At 29.3% G+C, this 17641-nt stretch carries 21 protein-coding genes; 18 read left to right on the top strand and 3 right to left on the bottom strand.

The window, feature by feature from the left end:
* Positions 1 to 19 precede the first annotated feature (19 nt).
* The 6 genes from Tmeso_RS01265 (at position 20) to Tmeso_RS01240 (ending at position 4972) form a co-directional block, all read left to right on the top strand.
* A complete protein-coding gene (locus tag Tmeso_RS01265; protein WP_099187451.1) occupies positions 20 to 676 on the top strand; it encodes a corrinoid protein in 657 nt (218 codons plus the stop codon).
* Positions 677 to 693: 17 nt separating this feature from the next.
* Positions 694 to 1725 (top strand): methylcobamide:CoM methyltransferase MtbA, encoded by a 1032-nt coding sequence (locus Tmeso_RS01260; RefSeq protein ID WP_099187450.1) that lies wholly within the window; start codon positions 694 to 696, stop codon positions 1723 to 1725.
* Positions 1718 to 3511, top strand: coding sequence for an ASKHA domain-containing protein (locus tag Tmeso_RS01255; protein WP_099187448.1), 1794 nt, complete (start codon positions 1718 to 1720; stop codon positions 3509 to 3511). Before Tmeso_RS01260 ends, Tmeso_RS01255 begins: the two co-directional genes overlap by 8 nt.
* A gap of 298 nt (positions 3512 to 3809) precedes the next feature.
* On the top strand, positions 3810 to 4280 hold the full coding sequence (locus Tmeso_RS01250) for an HAD family hydrolase (RefSeq protein WP_242967794.1): 471 nt from the start codon (positions 3810 to 3812) through the stop codon (positions 4278 to 4280).
* Between the two features lie 54 nt (positions 4281 to 4334).
* Positions 4335 to 4562, top strand: a complete 228-nt coding sequence (locus Tmeso_RS01245) for a hypothetical protein (protein ID WP_099187446.1) — start codon at positions 4335 to 4337, stop codon at positions 4560 to 4562.
* Positions 4563 to 4729: 167 nt separating this feature from the next.
* Positions 4730 to 4972 carry a hypothetical protein gene (locus tag Tmeso_RS01240; protein WP_099187444.1) on the top strand — a complete coding sequence of 81 codons (243 nt, stop codon included), beginning with the start codon at positions 4730 to 4732 and terminating at the stop codon, positions 4970 to 4972.
* A gap of 90 nt (positions 4973 to 5062) precedes the next feature.
* Here the strand turns inward: Tmeso_RS01240 and Tmeso_RS01235 are convergent, their stop codons facing one another.
* Positions 5063 to 6244 (bottom strand): FprA family A-type flavoprotein, encoded by a 1182-nt coding sequence (locus Tmeso_RS01235; protein ID WP_099187442.1) that lies wholly within the window; start codon positions 6242 to 6244, stop codon positions 5063 to 5065.
* A gap of 229 nt (positions 6245 to 6473) precedes the next feature.
* Here Tmeso_RS01235 and Tmeso_RS01230 point away from each other — a divergent pair, with 229 nt between their 5' ends.
* The 10 genes from Tmeso_RS01230 (at position 6474) to Tmeso_RS01185 (ending at position 14269) form a co-directional block, all read left to right on the top strand.
* The gene (locus Tmeso_RS01230; RefSeq protein ID WP_099187440.1) at positions 6474 to 6767 is read left to right on the top strand and encodes a hypothetical protein; all 294 of its coding nucleotides are present in this window, start codon (positions 6474 to 6476) and stop codon (positions 6765 to 6767) included.
* On the top strand, positions 6742 to 8592 hold the full coding sequence (locus tag Tmeso_RS01225) for a TIGR03960 family B12-binding radical SAM protein (protein ID WP_099187438.1): 1851 nt from the start codon (positions 6742 to 6744) through the stop codon (positions 8590 to 8592). Before Tmeso_RS01230 ends, Tmeso_RS01225 begins: the two co-directional genes overlap by 26 nt.
* Positions 8592 to 9290 (top strand): TIGR03936 family radical SAM-associated protein, encoded by a 699-nt coding sequence (locus Tmeso_RS01220; RefSeq protein ID WP_187296179.1) that lies wholly within the window; start codon positions 8592 to 8594, stop codon positions 9288 to 9290. The genes Tmeso_RS01225 and Tmeso_RS01220 overlap by 1 nt, the downstream gene beginning before the upstream one ends.
* Positions 9291 to 9301: 11 nt before the next feature.
* Positions 9302 to 10702, top strand: a complete 1401-nt coding sequence (locus tag Tmeso_RS01215) for an Rne/Rng family ribonuclease (protein WP_099187434.1) — start codon at positions 9302 to 9304, stop codon at positions 10700 to 10702.
* Between the two features lie 135 nt (positions 10703 to 10837).
* On the top strand, positions 10838 to 11149 hold the full coding sequence (rplU, locus tag Tmeso_RS01210; protein ID WP_099187432.1) for a 50S ribosomal protein L21: 312 nt from the start codon (positions 10838 to 10840) through the stop codon (positions 11147 to 11149).
* Positions 11150 to 11153: 4 nt separating this feature from the next.
* Entirely contained in the window at positions 11154 to 11486 is a 333-nt protein-coding gene (locus Tmeso_RS01205; protein ID WP_099187430.1) for a ribosomal-processing cysteine protease Prp, read from the top strand.
* Positions 11487 to 11491: 5 nt separating this feature from the next.
* A complete protein-coding gene (rpmA, locus tag Tmeso_RS01200) occupies positions 11492 to 11782 on the top strand; it encodes a 50S ribosomal protein L27 (protein WP_099187636.1) in 291 nt (96 codons plus the stop codon).
* Between the two features lie 335 nt (positions 11783 to 12117).
* Positions 12118 to 12672 (top strand): Spo0B domain-containing protein, encoded by a 555-nt coding sequence (locus tag Tmeso_RS01195; protein WP_187296178.1) that lies wholly within the window; start codon positions 12118 to 12120, stop codon positions 12670 to 12672.
* Between the two features lie 12 nt (positions 12673 to 12684).
* A complete protein-coding gene (gene obgE / locus Tmeso_RS01190; RefSeq protein ID WP_099187426.1) occupies positions 12685 to 13962 on the top strand; it encodes a GTPase ObgE in 1278 nt (425 codons plus the stop codon).
* 13 nt (positions 13963 to 13975) lie between these two features.
* Positions 13976 to 14269 carry a YhbY family RNA-binding protein gene (locus tag Tmeso_RS01185; protein WP_099187424.1) on the top strand — a complete coding sequence of 98 codons (294 nt, stop codon included), beginning with the start codon at positions 13976 to 13978 and terminating at the stop codon, positions 14267 to 14269.
* 56 nt (positions 14270 to 14325) lie between these two features.
* Here Tmeso_RS01185 and recX read toward each other — a convergent pair whose 3' ends face one another.
* Positions 14326 to 14958 (bottom strand): recombination regulator RecX, encoded by a 633-nt coding sequence (gene recX, locus Tmeso_RS01180; protein ID WP_099187422.1) that lies wholly within the window; start codon positions 14956 to 14958, stop codon positions 14326 to 14328.
* Positions 14959 to 15128: 170 nt separating this feature from the next.
* On the bottom strand, positions 15129 to 16196 hold the full coding sequence (locus tag Tmeso_RS01175; RefSeq protein WP_099187420.1) for a M14 family metallopeptidase: 1068 nt from the start codon (positions 16194 to 16196) through the stop codon (positions 15129 to 15131).
* 178 nt (positions 16197 to 16374) lie between these two features.
* Here Tmeso_RS01175 and nadD point away from each other — a divergent pair, with 178 nt between their 5' ends.
* Both nadD and yqeK read left to right on the top strand, forming a co-directional pair.
* On the top strand, positions 16375 to 17118 hold the full coding sequence (nadD, locus tag Tmeso_RS01170) for a nicotinate-nucleotide adenylyltransferase (RefSeq protein ID WP_099187418.1): 744 nt from the start codon (positions 16375 to 16377) through the stop codon (positions 17116 to 17118).
* On the top strand, positions 17060 to 17635 hold the full coding sequence (gene yqeK, locus Tmeso_RS01165; protein WP_099187416.1) for a bis(5'-nucleosyl)-tetraphosphatase (symmetrical) YqeK: 576 nt from the start codon (positions 17060 to 17062) through the stop codon (positions 17633 to 17635). Before nadD ends, yqeK begins: the two co-directional genes overlap by 59 nt.
* Positions 17636 to 17641 lie beyond the last annotated feature (6 nt).

Below are 17641 nucleotides of genomic sequence, written 5' to 3'. Positions count from 1 at the left end.
AAAAATGGAGGGAAAAATAATGCCAGTATCAAAAGAAGATTTATTAAAAAGATTATCTGATGGTGTAGTAGATATGGAAGAAGATGATGTAATTGAAGCATGTAATGAATATATAGAGGCTGGATATAGAATATTCGATGGTATTATGGAAGGACTTGTAGATGGTATGAACCGTGCAAGTCAATTATATGATGATGAAGAATATTTTGTTACGGATGTATTATTATGTTCAGATGCAATGTATGAAGGTTTATCAATCTTAAGACCACATCTTCCTTCAGATGAAGTAGAAAAAGAAAAACCAAAAGGAATAATAGGGGTTGTAGAAGGAGATACACACGATATAGGAAAAAATCTAGTAAAAATCATGTTAGAGACAGCTGGGTTTGATATGATTGATTTGGGTAGAGATGTTCCGTTACAAAATTTTGTTAATAAGGCAAAAGAAGTAAATGCTGCATTTGTTTGTATGTCAACATTGATGACAACAACAATGGGAGGGATGAAGACGGTTATAGAACTATTAGAAGAAGCTGGTATAAGAAATGAAGTTAAAGTTGTTATAGGCGGGGGACCAATTTCAAAAACTTATGCCGATATAATAGGTGCAGATGGTTATTCTCATAATGCAGTTGAGGCAGTTAAATTAGTAAAAGATTTGCTTGATATAGCATAAAAAGGAGTGGGAGAGATATGTTATCGCCGAAAGAACGATTAAATAAGGTCTTAATAGGAGAAAAAGTTGATAGGCCACCATGTATTTGTCCTGGAGGCATGATGAATATGGTTACAACAGAACTAATGGAACAAGTGGGAATAGAATTTCCAAAAGCTCATATGAATTCGCAAATGATGGCTGATTTAGCCACTGCGGTATATGAAAAAGGCTGTTTTGAAAATTATGGAGTTCCTTTTTGTATGACTATTGAGGCTGAGGATTTTGGAGCGAAAGTAGACATGGGAACAAACATTTATGAACCTCATGTTGTAGAATACGCGATTAGCTCTGTAAGTGAATGGGGAAAAATTCCTGAAATTAATTATCAACAAGGAAGAGCAGGAGTGGTGGTTGATGCAATTAAGTTGTTGAAACTTAAGAATAAAGGTGTACCCATTATAGGAAATTTAACTGGGCCTATAAGTACGGCAAGCTCCATAATGGAACCTACTATCTTTTATAAAGAATTAAGGAAAAAAAATAGTGAGGCACATAAATTTGTAGAGTTTGTTACAGATCAGTTGATTATATTTGCAAAAAAACAAATAGAAGCAGGAGCGGATATAATTGCTATTTCGGATCCTAGTGGTACAGGTGAAATCTTAGGGCCAAAGCTATTTGAAGAATTTGCTGTAAAATACATTAACAAAATTATAGATAGTGTACAAAAAGAAAATAAAGGAACGATTGTACATATATGTGGCCAAATGAAGAATGTATATAAAGAAGTTAGTAAAATAAAAAGTGATGTCCTAAGTTTTGATTCTATAGTTAATATGAGTTATGCAAGAAAGAACTTGCAAGATAGATTGCTAATGGGGAATGTAAGTACTTATACAATTGAATTTGGAGAGCCGAATAAAATTGCTCAGCTAACTCAAAAATGTGTAAAAGATGGGGCGGATATTATATCACCCGCATGTGGACTTGGAATGAGATCCCCTCTAAAAAACATAAAAACAATGATAGAATCTTTAACAAAAGGAGATGCAGTTATAGATGCCTAAGATTTCTATTAAGAACCAGAATAAAATATTTGAATATGTACCGGGTAAAAATTTATTACAACTTTTATTAGAAAATGAAATTTTCGTTGATAACCCTTGTAACGGAAAGGGATCGTGTGGTAAATGTAAGGTTAGAATTGTGGAAGGAAATTTACCTGATATATTAGAAACAGAACGAAGACTTTTAAAAAAGGAAGAAATTAATGAAGGGGTAAGATTATCTTGTCTTGTAGTACCAAAAGAAGACATTGTAATTGAAATATTACAAAAAGAAAGAAGGCATGAGATTCTTACAACGGGTTATACTCCTGATTTTGACTTTAATCCTTCGATTCATAAAAAGATTTTTGAAATAGAAAAACGTACACTAGATAATCAAATATCGTTTGAAGATTCTATATACAATACATTTGGTATTGAAAAATTTGATTGGCGTTTATTACAGAATAATGAAATTATAGATGGAGAAGTAACTGGAGTTTTTAGTGGAGAAAAATTAATTGGAATTGAATCAGGTGATACTACAGAACTTCTCTATGGAGTTGCTATTGATATTGGAACTACAACAGTTGTAACATCATTGATTGATATGAAGACGGGTAATGAATTGGCTACAGATTCAATGATTAATGCTCAGAAGAAATTTGGTCTGGATGTATTAACTAGAATAACTTACGGACTAGAAAATCCAGAGGATTCTAAAGAAAAACTACAACGTGCAATTGTAAATTCTATAAATGAAATGATTGAGAATATTTGTAACAAATCTAAAATAGATAAAAAAAATATTTATGAAATTACTATTGCAGCAAATTGTACAATGATGCATTTTCTTTTAGGGATAGATACGAAATTTATCGGAAAGTCTCCATATGTACCGGTATTTGTAAAGTCAAAAAATATATTAGCAAAAGAAATTGGTTTAGAGGTATTCTCCGGGGCGAGACTATATTGTCTTCCATCAGTTTCATCCTACATAGGTGCAGACATTGTAGCGGGTGTATATGTTTGTCAATTACATAAAGCCAAGGAAAACGTTTTATTTGTAGATATTGGGACTAATGGCGAAATTGTTTTATCCAATCATGGAAAGTTACTATCTTGTTCTTGTGCGGCGGGTCCAGCTTTAGAGGGGATGAATATTAGTTCAGGTATGAGGGCAGCAGAGGGTGCAATCGAAGATGTAAAAATCACTGAAAAAGGGATTGAAATTAAAGTTATAGGGAATCAAGAACCAATTGGAGTATGTGGTAGTGGTATATTAGCTGCTGTTAAGGAACTAATTCGTACAGGCATCGTAAAAAAAGATGGTGCATTTATAAAAAAAGAAAAAATAGAAAAATTAGACTATCGCTATGATATGATTCAATTAGATGGAAAAAAGCGAGAATTTATTTTAAAAAGCAATCCAGAACAATTATTAATTACACAATCAGATGTTCGCCAAGTACAATTAGCAAAAGGAGCTATTCTTTCTGGGTTTTATGCTTTATTAAAACAGGCAAATATTGATATTAATGAACTGGATAAAATTATTATAGCAGGACAATTTGGAGCTCATTTGCCTGCTGATAGTTTGGTGGGAACTGGTATTTTACCAGAAGAGGTTAAAGAAAAATTAGTGTATGTAGGCAATTCTTCTAAAACAGGAGCATATATGGCACTCATGTCTGTTGAGGCAAAGAAAGAAATTGAAGAACTAGCTCATCAAATAGATTATATGGAACTAGGAGCATCTGAAGGATATGAAAGACTTTTTGTTAACTGTCTTTTGTTTCCAAATTAAAAGATTATTTTACAGATATGAAAATAGTTGATTATAATTTAAATAAGTAGAAAGAATCAAAAATATAAATATGTAAGTAAACATGTGTGAATGAGGATGTATACAAAAATAACACTAATGGAATAGTTATTTTTATATACATCCTTTTTCTATTACGATATGCAATAGAATATGAGTGAAGGCAGTGCTTAAAAATAATAAAGTAAAATGCCCAGTATATAAAAAAATAAAATATATATTAATAAATGAATGTATACTTATGTTAACATATAAACTAGAGATTAAGGAGGCATTTGAAATGGAAATCAATATACCAGGAAGAGGAATAATAAAAATTAAGAATCTCTTACTAGACTATAATGGAACTATAGCTTGTGATGGAAAAGTTATCCCTTCAGTAAAAGAGAAAATAGAAGTTATAGATAGTCAAGGAATAAAAGTATATATAGTAACTGCGGATACCCATGGCACCGTAGCAAATCAATGTTTCAATATGCCTGTTCAAATACAAATATTTGATAACTCAAATGCAGCAGAAAATAAAAGAGAAATTGTAGAAAAACTTGGAGCAGAAAATTGCATATGCATTGGAAATGGCTTTAATGATAGACAAATGTTTGAAGCTTGTAAAATATCAATTATAGTAATGGGAGTAGAAGGGTGCTCTGCAAAATCTTTAATGAAAGCAGATATTGTGTGTAAGAGCATAGAAGATGCTTTTGATTTGATATTAAAACCAAGTAGAATAATTGCAACTCTAAGAGGATAAGAATATAAACAAAATTCGTAAATTATAATATCTAAGAAAGGAATTGAATTAAAAATGTTACTTTACTTTGCAGCACCATTACTTTGTGGGGCAGCTGTAGCCTTAGGTATGGCACATGCACATAAAGAATTTGTTAAAAAGAATAGGATTTTGGTAGGACTTCATACAGATAAACGAGAAGCTTTTATTAATGAAAAGTTGAATCCTATGATATATTCATCTTTAGAATATATTGCAGATAGTGTAGAAGATTTAATAGACTATTTGAAAAAATATATATGAAAATACTAGTAACGTTTTAGATTCTTTAGTGACTGTATTTTGAGAGGGATAAGAATCTGTTTTTTAATAATATCATACTAATTATTGGATTTGGTTGAAATATATTACATATTATTATATAATCTCTTTTTAAAACAAATTTGATCTTTAAGGAGGGACAGTATATCTTGAAAAAAATAATACAAATAATTATTATGTTTGCATTAGGTTTATGCTTGCTAGTGTCATCAATTAACTTGGTAAAAGGTTTAATTAATTTATTAACTATAATCAATAAATCTGATGCTAATGTTATTGCTAGATCATTGGGACAGGTTACAGGAAGCATGGTTATTACAGTAATTATATTTTGTGTATTGAGAAAGACTTTTAAATCTTTAAAAAAGGATAGTACATATAAAAATAAATAATGTCAATAAAATGAATGAGTGTCATGAAAATATATTAAAAAGAAACTAAAAAATCCGTAAATAACAATGATTTACGGATTTTTTTATTAGCTATATATGTTTTGCAAATTCCTTACCAAATTCCACACATTGAGTTAAAGTCTCTTCTGATGGTGAAAATTTCTTTGTTACAGATTCAACAGGCATCTTAAAGCCCATTATCTTAAGCATAGATTCTGCCATCTTAATTCCTTCACCACTCCATCCGAATGAACCAAATACTCCAGAAATTTTACCCATATTAGCCATAGGATCTATTATTGATAAAGCATCCCACATAGGCTTTACCATAGATTTGTTTATAGTAGGAGATCCAAGTAAAAGGCCTTTAGACATATTTATTACATCATGTATAGTCTCTAAACTTTCATCTTCTATATCTAAAAATTCTACAGAAACTCCTTCAGACTCTAAACCTTCTTTTATCTTCTCAGCCATTAAAACAGTGTTTTTGTAAGCTGATAAGTAAAGTAGGGCAACCTTCTTTTGGTTTGAAGTTTTAACTACCTCAGTAGACCACTCAGTATACTTTTGTATATTATAATTTATATCTTCACATAGTATAGGCCCGTGAGAAGTAAGTATTGTATCTATTTCAAAATCTTTAACTTTATTTATAGCACTTAAAGCGTGTTTTGCAAAAGGCTTTACTATACAGTCATAATAATGCTTTAGTGATTTCTTATAATCATCAGTATGAACAACTTTAGGATCTACACTTGCATAGTGTGAACCAAATGCATCACATGAGAATAACACTTTATCAGATTCACTGTATACAAACATAGTGTCAGACCAGTGAAGGAATGGTGCTGTTACGAATTTTAGTTTCTTGCTTCCAATGTCAAGTTCTTCTCCGTCCTTTATAACATGACATTTAAATTCTTGATTTACTTGTTCACTTAGGAATATACTTGCAGCCTTAGTACAATATACTTCTATATTAGGGTTTATTTCTAGTAAGTACTTTAAAGATCCAGAGTGATCTGGCTCAGTGTGGTTTATTATCACGTAATCTATGTTTTTAATATCAGTTAATTTAGATAACTTTTCAAGATATTCACCTTTAAAATTTGCTTTAACGGTATCTATTAAAACTTTTTTCTCATCGTCTATAAAGTATGAATTATAAGTGCTTCCAAACTCTGTCTTCATTATAATATCAAATACTTCAAGACCTGGATCTAATACTCCTGTCCAATGAATATTGTTTTTTATTTTAAATGATTCCATGTATAAAATACCTCCCAAATTTATTATGTTTTCTATATACCCGTACAACATTAATTTAATCACAAAATATGGATAAGTTCTAGATTAAATTTTGCTATATAAGTTAATTATTAAAATAATATAGGAATAATATTCATACAATTAAATATAAGGCGATTACATATCTGTTACAAGGTTATCTATTTGAGCGGAAATTAAAATTCAATGTATATGTTAAGGAGGGTTTATTGTGATTAGAAAAAATAAGTTTAAAAGAAATTTAAGAAAAAATAGGTTTAAAAAACAGGGATTTAATAAAAATAGAAATATAGTTAATAAAGTTTTGATACAGTTTATAATTTCATGTATAATTGTTTTATTGGCTTTTGGGACAAAATTAAATATATACGACAGTCAAAGATATACAAATCAGCTTAAGACAGTATTAGAATATAATGTTGACTTTAAAGAATATTCAAATGTATTACACAAAAAAGTGACGGAGGTATTGAAAATATATGACCAAAAAGGTGAACTTAGATGATATTTTAATGAAGGTTGAAAAGCCTGCAAGATATTTAGGCAATGAAATAAATTCGTATCATAAGGATACAGCAAGAGAAGATTTAATTAGGTTTGGATTTTCTTTTCCAGATGTATATGAAGTAGGAATGAGTCATTTGGGACTTCAAATATTATATGGAGTTTTAAATGAAAGAGATGATATTTTCTGTGAAAGAATATTTTCTCCAGCAATTGATATGGAAGAAAAAATGAGAGAGAATAATATTCCGATGTTTGGATTAGAATCAAGGGAGCCTATTACCAATTTTGATTTTTTAGCATTTACGCTGCAGTATGAGCTTTCATATACAAACATATTAAATATATTGGATTTAGCTAAGGTTGAGATTTTAGCTAAAGATAGAAAAAGAAATGATCCTTTTATATTAGTTGGAGGACCGTGTGCTTATAATAGTGAGCCTCTAGCTGATTTTGTTGATATAGTTTCTCTTGGAGAAGGAGAAGAAGTGTTATTAGAAGTAGTAGATAAATATAAACTATGGAAAGATACAGATAAATCTAGAGAAGAATTCTTATATGATTTAGCTAAAAATGTAGATGGTATATATATTCCTTCTTTATATAGGGTTGAATATAATGAGGATAATACAGTTAAAAGTGTTAATCCGTCAAAAGATGATATACCTAAAAAAATTCAAAAAAGAATAATAAAGAATTTAGATGAATGTTTTTTCCCAGAAAAAATAGTAGTTCCTTTTATAGATATAGTACACAATAGAATAATGCTTGAGCTATTTAGAGGATGTACAAGAGGGTGTAGATTCTGTCAAGCTGGAATGGTATATAGACCTGTAAGAGAACGAAGTGTAGATAGACTAAAAGAGATTGCTAAAAAACTAATTGAAAGTACTGGACATGAAGAAATGTCTTTAGCATCTTTAAGTACTAGTGATTACTCAGATCTTGAGCATATAACAGACCATTTAATTGAAGAGTATTCTAAGAAACAAAGAATAGCGCTATCACTACCATCTTTAAGACTGGATAACTTCTCTTTAGAACTTGCACATAAGGTTCAAGAGGTTAGAAAGAGTGGATTGACATTTGCACCAGAGGCTGGAACTCAAAGACTTAGAGATGTTATAAATAAAGGAATTACTGAATTCGATCTTGAGAATGCAACTAGGAAGGCATTTGGAAAGGGATGGAATAGTGTAAAGCTTTACTTTATGATAGGACTTCCTACAGAAAGCTATGATGATTTAGATGGTATTAAGGATCTTGCTTATAAGGTAATGGATATATACAGAGATGTTCATGAAGGAAAGTTAACTAGAAACTTTGGGATTACAGTGAGCACATCTACATTCGTTCCAAAACCATTTACTCCATTCCAATGGCATGGACAAGACACTCAAGAAGAGATTAGAGAAAAGCAAATACATTTAACTAAGAAATTAAAAAATAGAAATATTAAATATAATTACCATGATAGAAAAACGAGTTTATTAGAGGCTGTAATGGCAAGAGGAGATAGAAGAATAGGTAAGGTTATTTATGATGCATATAAAAAAGGATGTAAGTTTGATGGATGGAATGAGCACTTTAAGTTTGATTTATGGGTAGAAGCTTTTGAAGAAAATAATATAGATATAGCTTTTTATGCTAATAGACATAGAGAGTATGATGAAGTATTCCCTTGGGATCATATGGACGTAGGTGTTAGTAAAAAATTCTTAGTAAGAGAAAATGAACTTTCAAAGACTGAGGCTTTAACTACTGATTGTAGACATGACTGTAATGCTTGTGGTATAAATACTGACTTAGCAAGGGGGTTATGCTAATGAATGTTATAAGATGTAAGCTTGTTAAAGAAAAAGACATGGTATATATATCTCATCTAGATCTTCAAAGACTAATTCAAAGAATTTTACGAAAAGCTGGTATCAATGTAGCATACTCTCAAGGGTTTAATCCTCATCCAAAAATTTCATTTGGACAGGCTTTATCTTTAGGAGTTACAAGTTATGGAGAGTATATTGATGTTGAACTTGAAGAAATAGTTGAAGCTGATGAGTTCTTGACTAGGGTAAATAAGGCACTTCCTGATGGCATAAAAATTCAAAAGGTAAAGTTCATAGATAAGACTATAACTCCTTCATTGAGTTCGTCTATAAGCCATGGCTCATATATAATAAGTATGAACATAAATTCAGATTTAGACATCGAATCTATAAAGACTAAAGTTGATGAATTTATGAAGCTTGATGAAATAATAAATATTAAAAAGAACAAAAAAGGAAAACTAAAAGAAGTAAATATAAGACCATTGATAAAAACATTAAAAGTAGTATCTTTAGAAGAAAATATACTTACTTTAGATATGTTAGTTGCAACTGGATCTAGTGCGAACTTAAATCCAAGTGTATTAGTTGATAAGTTAAACGGATTTGCTAATATAGGTATAGATATTGAAAATCTTAAAATAACTAGAAATGATTTGTATATAGAAGATAATAATAAATTTTTAGTACCTATGTAGGAAGTGATTTAATGAAGAGTTTATTAGTAGATGTTGGTTTATATCAATCTAGGGTTGCTTATGTTGAGGATAATAATCTAGTAGATTTATTTATCCAAGATAAAATGGATGAAAAACTACAAGGAAATATATATAGAGGAATAGTAAAAAATGTTCTTCTTGGAATGGAAGCTGCATTTGTAGATATAGGCATTGATAAAAATGCTTATTTAAAGCTTTCTAAAGGTCATAGTATAAAAACAGGACAAGAAGTACTTGTTCAAGTTAACAAAGAAGCAATAGGCAACAAAGGTCCAAAAATAACTCAAGAAATAAGTATACCTGGTAGATATTTAGTATTAATGCCTACAAGAGATGATATAGCTATATCAAACAAGATAAAAGACAAAGAAGAAATACAAAGAATTAAATCTATAATAGAAGAAATAGATACTAAAAATATGGGAGTTATAATAAGAACTGAAGCTACAGACAAGCAAAAAATAGACTTCGAAAATGATTTAAATGAAGCATTGAAAACTTGGGATGAAATTCAAAAATATAACAAACTAGGTATGGGATCAAAGCTTCTGTATAAAGATTTGGATTTAACATTAAAGGTTATAAGAGATATTTTCACACCAGACTTTGAAAAAATAGTTGTAAATAATAAACAAGAATATGAAAAAGTAGTTGGTGTTTTAACTAAAATAGATAAATCTTTTAAAAATAAGGTTGAATACTTTGATAGTGGACTTGATTTATTCGATTATTACAAAATAAAGAAAGACTTAAAAACTGCTTTAAATAGGAAGGTTTGGCTAAAAAACGGAGCTTATATAATAATAGATAAAACAGAGGCTATGACTGTTATTGATGTTAATACAGGTAAATTTACAGGCAAATTAGGGCTTGATGAAACTGTATTTAAAACTAATTTAGAAGCATGTAAAGAGATAGCTAGACAAATAAGGCTTAGAAATATAGCTGGAATTATAATTATAGATTTTATAGATATGAGAAAAGATAGTTATAAACAGCAGATCCTAAAAAAACTCCAAATTAACTTAAACCAAGATAAAACAAGATCACAAGTTTTAGGAATGACAAACTTAGGTCTTGTAGAGGTTGTTAGAAAAAAATCTAACAACACATTAGATAAGTACTTTGAATCAGAATGTATTTATTGTAGTGGGCAAGGGCACTTAAAGTCTAAAAATAAAATATTAAGCGATATAGAAAAGGAAATAATAAGAATTAAAAATCACACAAATCTTGAAAATGTTTTATTTAAATCTTCAGAATATATATTTGATATAGTAAAAGAAGATGACTTTAAACATATAAAAGAAATATCTAAATACTATAATATTAACATTGAATTTGCAAAGGATAAGGATTTGAATCCAAACGATATAATAACTACATATTAAAGTAAAAATTTTCTTGACAACAAATGAAAACTTTGATAATATTTATATCTGTAGTAAGTAGCCGCACAATCCGGGTTACAAAATCCTAATTAGGTACCTAGAATTGGCGAGACTGGTTTGAGGAGGTGTAACATAATGTACGCAATAGTAGAAACAGGTGGAAAACAATACAGAGTTTCTGAAGGAGACGTAATATTCGTTGAGAAATTAGAAGCTAATGCAGGAGATGTTGTTACTTTAGACAAGGTATTAGTTTGTTCTAAAGACGGAAATCTTGTAGTAGGAAATCCAGTAGTTGATGGAGCTAAAGTTGAGGCTAAAGTTTTAGAGCAAGGAAAAGCTAAAAAAGTTATAGTTTTCAAATACAAGCCTAAGAAAGACTACAGAAGAAAGCAAGGACATCGTCAACCTTTCACTAAATTAGTTATAGAAAAGATAAACGCTTAATTCTATGATTAAAATTGTGATAAGAAGAAATTTCGAAAGTGATATAGTTGAATTTGATGTAAGAGGTCATGCTGGGTTCTCGCAACACGGACAAGATATTGTCTGCGCAGCAGTTTCGGTATTGACTCAAACAGTACTGATAGGGATACACGAGTATGCGAAAGTAGAATCGGAGTATAAAATCAGTGATGGGAAACTTCAATGTAAAATACCTTTTGATATTTCAAGTGATAAAAGAAACATAATTAATCCTATACTTGAGACTATGGTATTAGGACTTAAAAATATAAAAGAAGAATACTCTTCTTATATAAAAATTAAAGAAGAGGAGGTGTAATTATGATGTTAAAAATGAACCTTCAGTTATTTGCCAGCAAAAAAGGAGTTGGTTCTTCTAAGAATGGACGTGACTCTATATCAAAAAGACTTGGCGTTAAGAGATATGACGGACAAGTTGTTACTGCTGGAAGTATAATAGTTAGACAAAGAGGAACTAAAATTCACCCAGGAACTAATGTAGGAAGAGGCGGAGACGATACATTATTTGCCAAGGTTGATGGTGTAGTTAAGTTCGAAAGAAAAGACAAAAAAAGAAAGCAAGTTAGCATATATCCAGTTGCTGCTGCTGAATAATTAAGAAGGAGTGTTTTTAAACACTCCTTTTTATAATGAATAGGAAATTGCGAAATTCCAAATTTAGTAAGCAATTTCTGCGTGGATTTCAAAGTAATATACTTTATATATTGGATAAAGGTTACTTTATAATGAATAGGAAATTACTATCTTTTAAATAACAAATTATATGTTTTTAAAAATATAGATATAGTTTTAGTAATAAATTTCAAAAGAATCGATGCTGTAAAGTGTAAGATAAAAATTGCTTTATAATGAATAAAAAATTTAAAAGAGGATTGCCCTTTCAATTAGTAGAATAAGATAAATATAAGTTAATATTAGGAGGGCTTTTTTTGGAAAAAATTAATGATTTGGATTTAAAATACTGGAATTTAATAGATGATTTATTAAAACAGCAAAGACATGATTTTTTGAATGAAATACAAATAATATTTGGATACATAAAGCTTAATAAAATAGATGAAGCTGTTGAATATATAAACAAAGTTAGAACTGAAGCATCTATAAATTCTAAAATTTCTAATATAAGTTGTATAGGCTTATATTTAATACTTGAAAAAAAACTAAATCAATGCCGAAAGCAAGGTGTTAATATAGATTTTGATATATATACTAATGCTAGAAGAGAAGATTTTAAAAATAAAGAAGTATCAAAAAGCTTAGTATGCATGGAAAAAGCATTAGATATAATATTTGATTATATGAATAATAATAATGAATTTGAAGAATATATAATTTATATTGAAGAAACATCAGAGTGTTTCATATTGAAAGTCGCTCTTGGGTGTTTAAAAGACATTGAAAGTATAAAAAAAGAGCTCAATTCAGATTTTACAGCAGTTATTATTGAAGAAGGTTATTTGATATATGAAATTGAGCTTGAATAAAGGGTGATAAGAATGTTTATAGATAAGGCTAGGATATTCGTTAGATCTGGAAAAGGTGGAAATGGAGCAGTAGCTTTTAGAAAAGAAAAATACGTTCCTGCTGGAGGACCTGCTGGAGGAGACGGTGGTAACGGAGGTAATGTTGTATTTGAAGTCGATGAAGGATTGAGAACATTAATGGACTTTAGATACAAGACAAAGTATAACGCTGAAAATGGAGAAGATGGAAAAAAGAAAAAAATGCATGGTAAGTCTGTAGAAGATTTAGTTCTTAAAGTTCCTCCAGGAACTTTGATAAGAGATGAGGAAACAAATCTTATAATAGCAGATTTAAGAAAGCATGGAGACCGTGCTATAGTTGCTAAAGGTGGAGCTGGAGGAAGAGGGAATACACACTTTACAACAGCTATAAGACAAGCTCCAAGTTTTGCAGAAGCTGGGAAAGAAGCTCAAGAAAGATGGGTTATATTAGAGCTTAAGATGATAGCTGACGTTGGGTTGGTTGGATTTCCTAATGTAGGTAAATCAACATTCTTATCTGTTGTTACAAAGGCTAAACCCAAAATTGCAAACTATCATTTTACTACTATAAAGCCTAATTTAGGAGTAGTTGAAACTAAATTTGGAGATTCTTTTGTTCTTGCAGATATACCTGGACTTATAGAGGGAGCACATGAAGGAGTCGGTCTTGGTCATGCATTTTTAAGACACGTTGAAAGAACTAAGGTACTTATTCATATAGTAGATGTATCTGGAATAGAAGGTAGAGATCCTATAGATGATTTTAATAAGATAAATGAAGAATTAAAACTATACAATGATAAATTAACTACTAGATCTCAAATAGTAGTTGCAAATAAAATTGACATACCTGAAGCTAGAGAAAATTATGAAAAATTCAAAGAAGAAATTGAAAAAAGAGGATACAAGGTATTTGCTATGTCTGCTGCTACAAGAGAAGGTATAGATGAGGTAATAAACTATGCTGGAACTATTGTAAAAAAGACAGAAGATATAGAACTGGTATCGGAAGAGGAAATGTTAAAAGAAGAAGATGTAAAACCTAAGAAAGAAGAAATAGATATAACTAATGAAGATGGAGTTTTTGTAATACAAGGAAAGTCTCTTCAAAGACTTTTATATTCTGTTAACTTTGAAGATATGGAATCTGTACAATATTTCCAAAAAATAATGGAGAAAAAAGGTGTATTCCAAAGGTTAAAGAATATGGGTGCTCAAGATGGAGATACAGTAAGATTATATGATTTAGAATTTGAATACTACGAGTAGGATGGAGGATGTTATGTTAAACGGAAAACAAAGATCACATTTAAAGGCTATGGCAAATAAAACAAAGTCTATAACTCAAATAGGCAAGGATGGCGTTACAGAATCGTTTTTAAGTCAATTAGAAGATGCACTTGAAGCTAGAGAAATAGTCAAAGTTACAGTGCTTGAAAATAGTGGACTTGATACAAAGGAAACTGCAAATGCAGTAGCAGAAGCAGTAAGAGGAGAGTTTGTTCAAGCTATAGGATCAAAATTCACCATATATAAGAAGAATATTGAAAATCCTAAAATAGATTTACCTAAATAATGGGATTCTATAAATAATACCCGTATTAACTAAAATTAATACGGGTATTATTATACTTAAAATTCAGTATTCATGATTTTGTTTACTACCTTTCTAACGATATCATACCCGAAGCCCTTATAAGTGAGATGGTTAGACAATTTTTGGTATATTTTATTTTTATCTTCATTCTTTATTTTTTGATATTTTTTATTTCCCAGGTAAAGTGCGTTTTCAAATTCTTTTTCGTCGTCTATCTCGCATTCAATTGCAGTATTTATTGTTAGACTATCAATTCCTTTAGAATATAAAGTTTGTTTGATTTTGTTTTTACCATATTTATTTATATTAAGTTTATCTTTTACTATGCTCTTAGCTAGATTTTCATCATCTATAAATTTGTATTTTTTCAAAAAATCTAGAACCCTCTCTATGGTTTTTTCATCGAATTCATTTTTTGAGAGTTTATATATTATATTATTTTGTGATTGTGACGATCTAGAGAGTATACTTAAAGCTTTATTCTTGGCTTTTAAATACATCTCATCATCTATTATTTTTTCAATAGAGTCTTTATCTATCTCATTCCCTTTTTTTAATTTTAAGGTGTATACTAAATCCTTATACAAGCCCATAAAAAACTCATCATCTACATACAGATTTACTCTATCTGTATTCTTTTGTTCTTCTATTTTTGTTATTTTTGGCATAAAATCATCCTTTTTATATTTAGTAAGAAACTATATAATTTTTAATTTGCACATAATATTGATAGATAAGCGAAAGCATCAACTATTTTGAGCAACGGAGCCCGTTAGGACTCGTTGGCGACATGAGCTATGCGTTAGCATAAAACGAATTTTTTATATTTAGTAAGAAACTATATAATAGATGCTAATAATAAAAGTTCTTCGTTATCATTGTATATTTTACGAAATTGAGATATAGGAAGTGGATTTGTTCCTTTCCCAACCTCTATAGTGTATCCTGGTCTTTTGTATTCTTTAATAAACCAATCTTTATATCCAGAATAAGAAGTAATCCCATAAGGTTCATCTAAAATGTATCCACTAACCTTAGAAAAAGATTTACCTATATCTTTTGCTTGATGTGGAGCTTCGTTCATATAATTCCAGTAAATAACCTTTCCTTGAGAATGGTAAGCAAGAACTAATCTAGGATCTAAACTTCTAGTGAATTCTACAACTGCTTTTGATTCTGGCTCCGACTCAGGATATTCTCCTGAATACCTTGTAGGCCCAGGACCATAAATCCCATATATACTCTCTGCTTCTTTTGATAATTCCCAGGAAGCATCGTAATTATGATTAAGATCAACACCTCTATTATTAGCGCTCCAATTTTTAGAAAAATCTGTACTTCCATTATTCCATTTTATCAGATCATAATAATAAGGATTATCTTCTGAAAGTCCATTTAAAACTAAATCAACTCCATCTGGGTTTACCATAGGCATTATATAAATCGTACTTTGTTCCCAAATATCTTTTGGGTTATATCCTCTTATTATTCTGTTTTTAGAATATGCTTTAGAAAAGTTTTCTATAAATTTCATTAAAATAGGGGTTGTTATCCACTCAAGGGCATGGTGAGATGCATTATAAAATACTTTATTAGGTCCATTTCCTAGTTTAACTGAATATAGTTTTTTGTCAAGAATGCTTTTTCCGCAGGTAGATATCTCTAAGAAAGGGTATATCTTTTTTAAATCTGTTAGATCTTTTTCTAAAACATCATAAGTATAGTCTATACTAGTATTAACTATGTCGGAACTATATGGAATTACAATAATATCTCCTTCTTTTATTTCATTCAAACTTATATCTGAATTTGCTGTTAATATAGATTTTATAGTAGTATTAAATTTTTTCGCTATTTTTGAAAGTGTGTCATTTCGTTTTATTTTGTATTCTTTAAAATCATTCATGCTAAAAACCTCCAAAAATAATATTGTGTTAGTATTTTATAGAATTTCAGATTTTTGGTGAATAATATAATTAATAGACTCATATTAACTTAAACGCTTTAAATTAACTTATATATCTTTAAATTTTAAAAGAAATATTGTATAATGTGTAAGTTAGTAATATAAAAGAGGTGTTTAAATGAATGTGAAGGATATTTTGAAAAAAGCTATTATTATCAATAATAAAAAATCAAAGAAATTACATAATAATATAAATTTGAAAAAAATAGGTATAATGGGAGGAACTTTCAACCCTATTCATTATGGTCATTTGGTAACAGCTGAATCTGTTAGAAATAAGTATAATTTGGATAAAATTATATTTATGCCATCTGGAAATCCACCTCATAAATCTAAAAAAGAAATAATAGAAAAAAAACATAGATATAATATGACTATGATTGCTACTATGAGCAATATTTATTTTGAAACATCAGATATTGAAATAAAAAGAGATGGGATGACGTACACTGTTGATACTCTTGAAAAATTAAAAAAAATTTATAAAAACTCTCAAATATTTTTTATAACAGGTGCAGATGCATTGTGCGATATAGATAGCTGGAAATATATTGATAAAAACTTTGAATTAGCTACATTTGTTGGAGCAACAAGACCTGGGATAGAATGTAATGATGTAAATCAAAAAATAAATCAGTTAAAACAAAAATACAATGCTAATATACTTAATATATATGTTCCTTCTTTGGATATATCTTCTACTGATTTGAGAAATAGAATCAAAAAAGAAGAATCTATTAAGTATTTACTTCCTGAAAATGTGGAAAAATATATTTATAAAAATAATTTATATAGGAGATATTATGGAATTAAACGAGATGATACAAATATTAGAAGGAACAATAACGACAAAAAGACTTAAACATTCACTAGGAGTAGTTGAAAGTGCTAAAAAATTGGCGTGTATTTATAAAGAAGATTTAGAAAAAGTAGAAATTGCAGCATTGTTACATGACTGCGCAAAATGTCTAAACAAGGAAGAAGTATTACATTTAGTTGAAAAGTATGATATATTATTAGATGATATCGAAAAAAAAGAAACTGAGCTTGCACACGGTAAAATAGGTGCTTATCTTTGTAAAGAAAAATTTGGAATCAATAATGACGATATTTTATCAGCTATAACATACCATACAACAGGTAAAAAAAACATGAGTAAACTTGAAAAAATAATATATTTAGCCGATTTTATCGAACCTAATAGAAACTATGATGGAGTAGAGGAACTTAGAAATATAGCGTATAATGAAGGTTTAGATAAAGCTTTGCTTGTAGCTTTTGATAATACTATAAAATATGTTATTTCTATAAAAAAGATTATTCATCCTAGAACTATTGAAGCTAGAAATTTTTTACTTGAAGAATTAAATGAAATGTAGGAGTGA

The organism is Tepidibacter mesophilus, from assembly GCF_002724055.1.
GTDB lineage: Bacteria > Bacillota > Clostridia > Peptostreptococcales > Peptostreptococcaceae > Tepidibacter_A > Tepidibacter_A mesophilus.
This window is presented reverse-complemented; position numbering and strand designations above follow the sequence as displayed.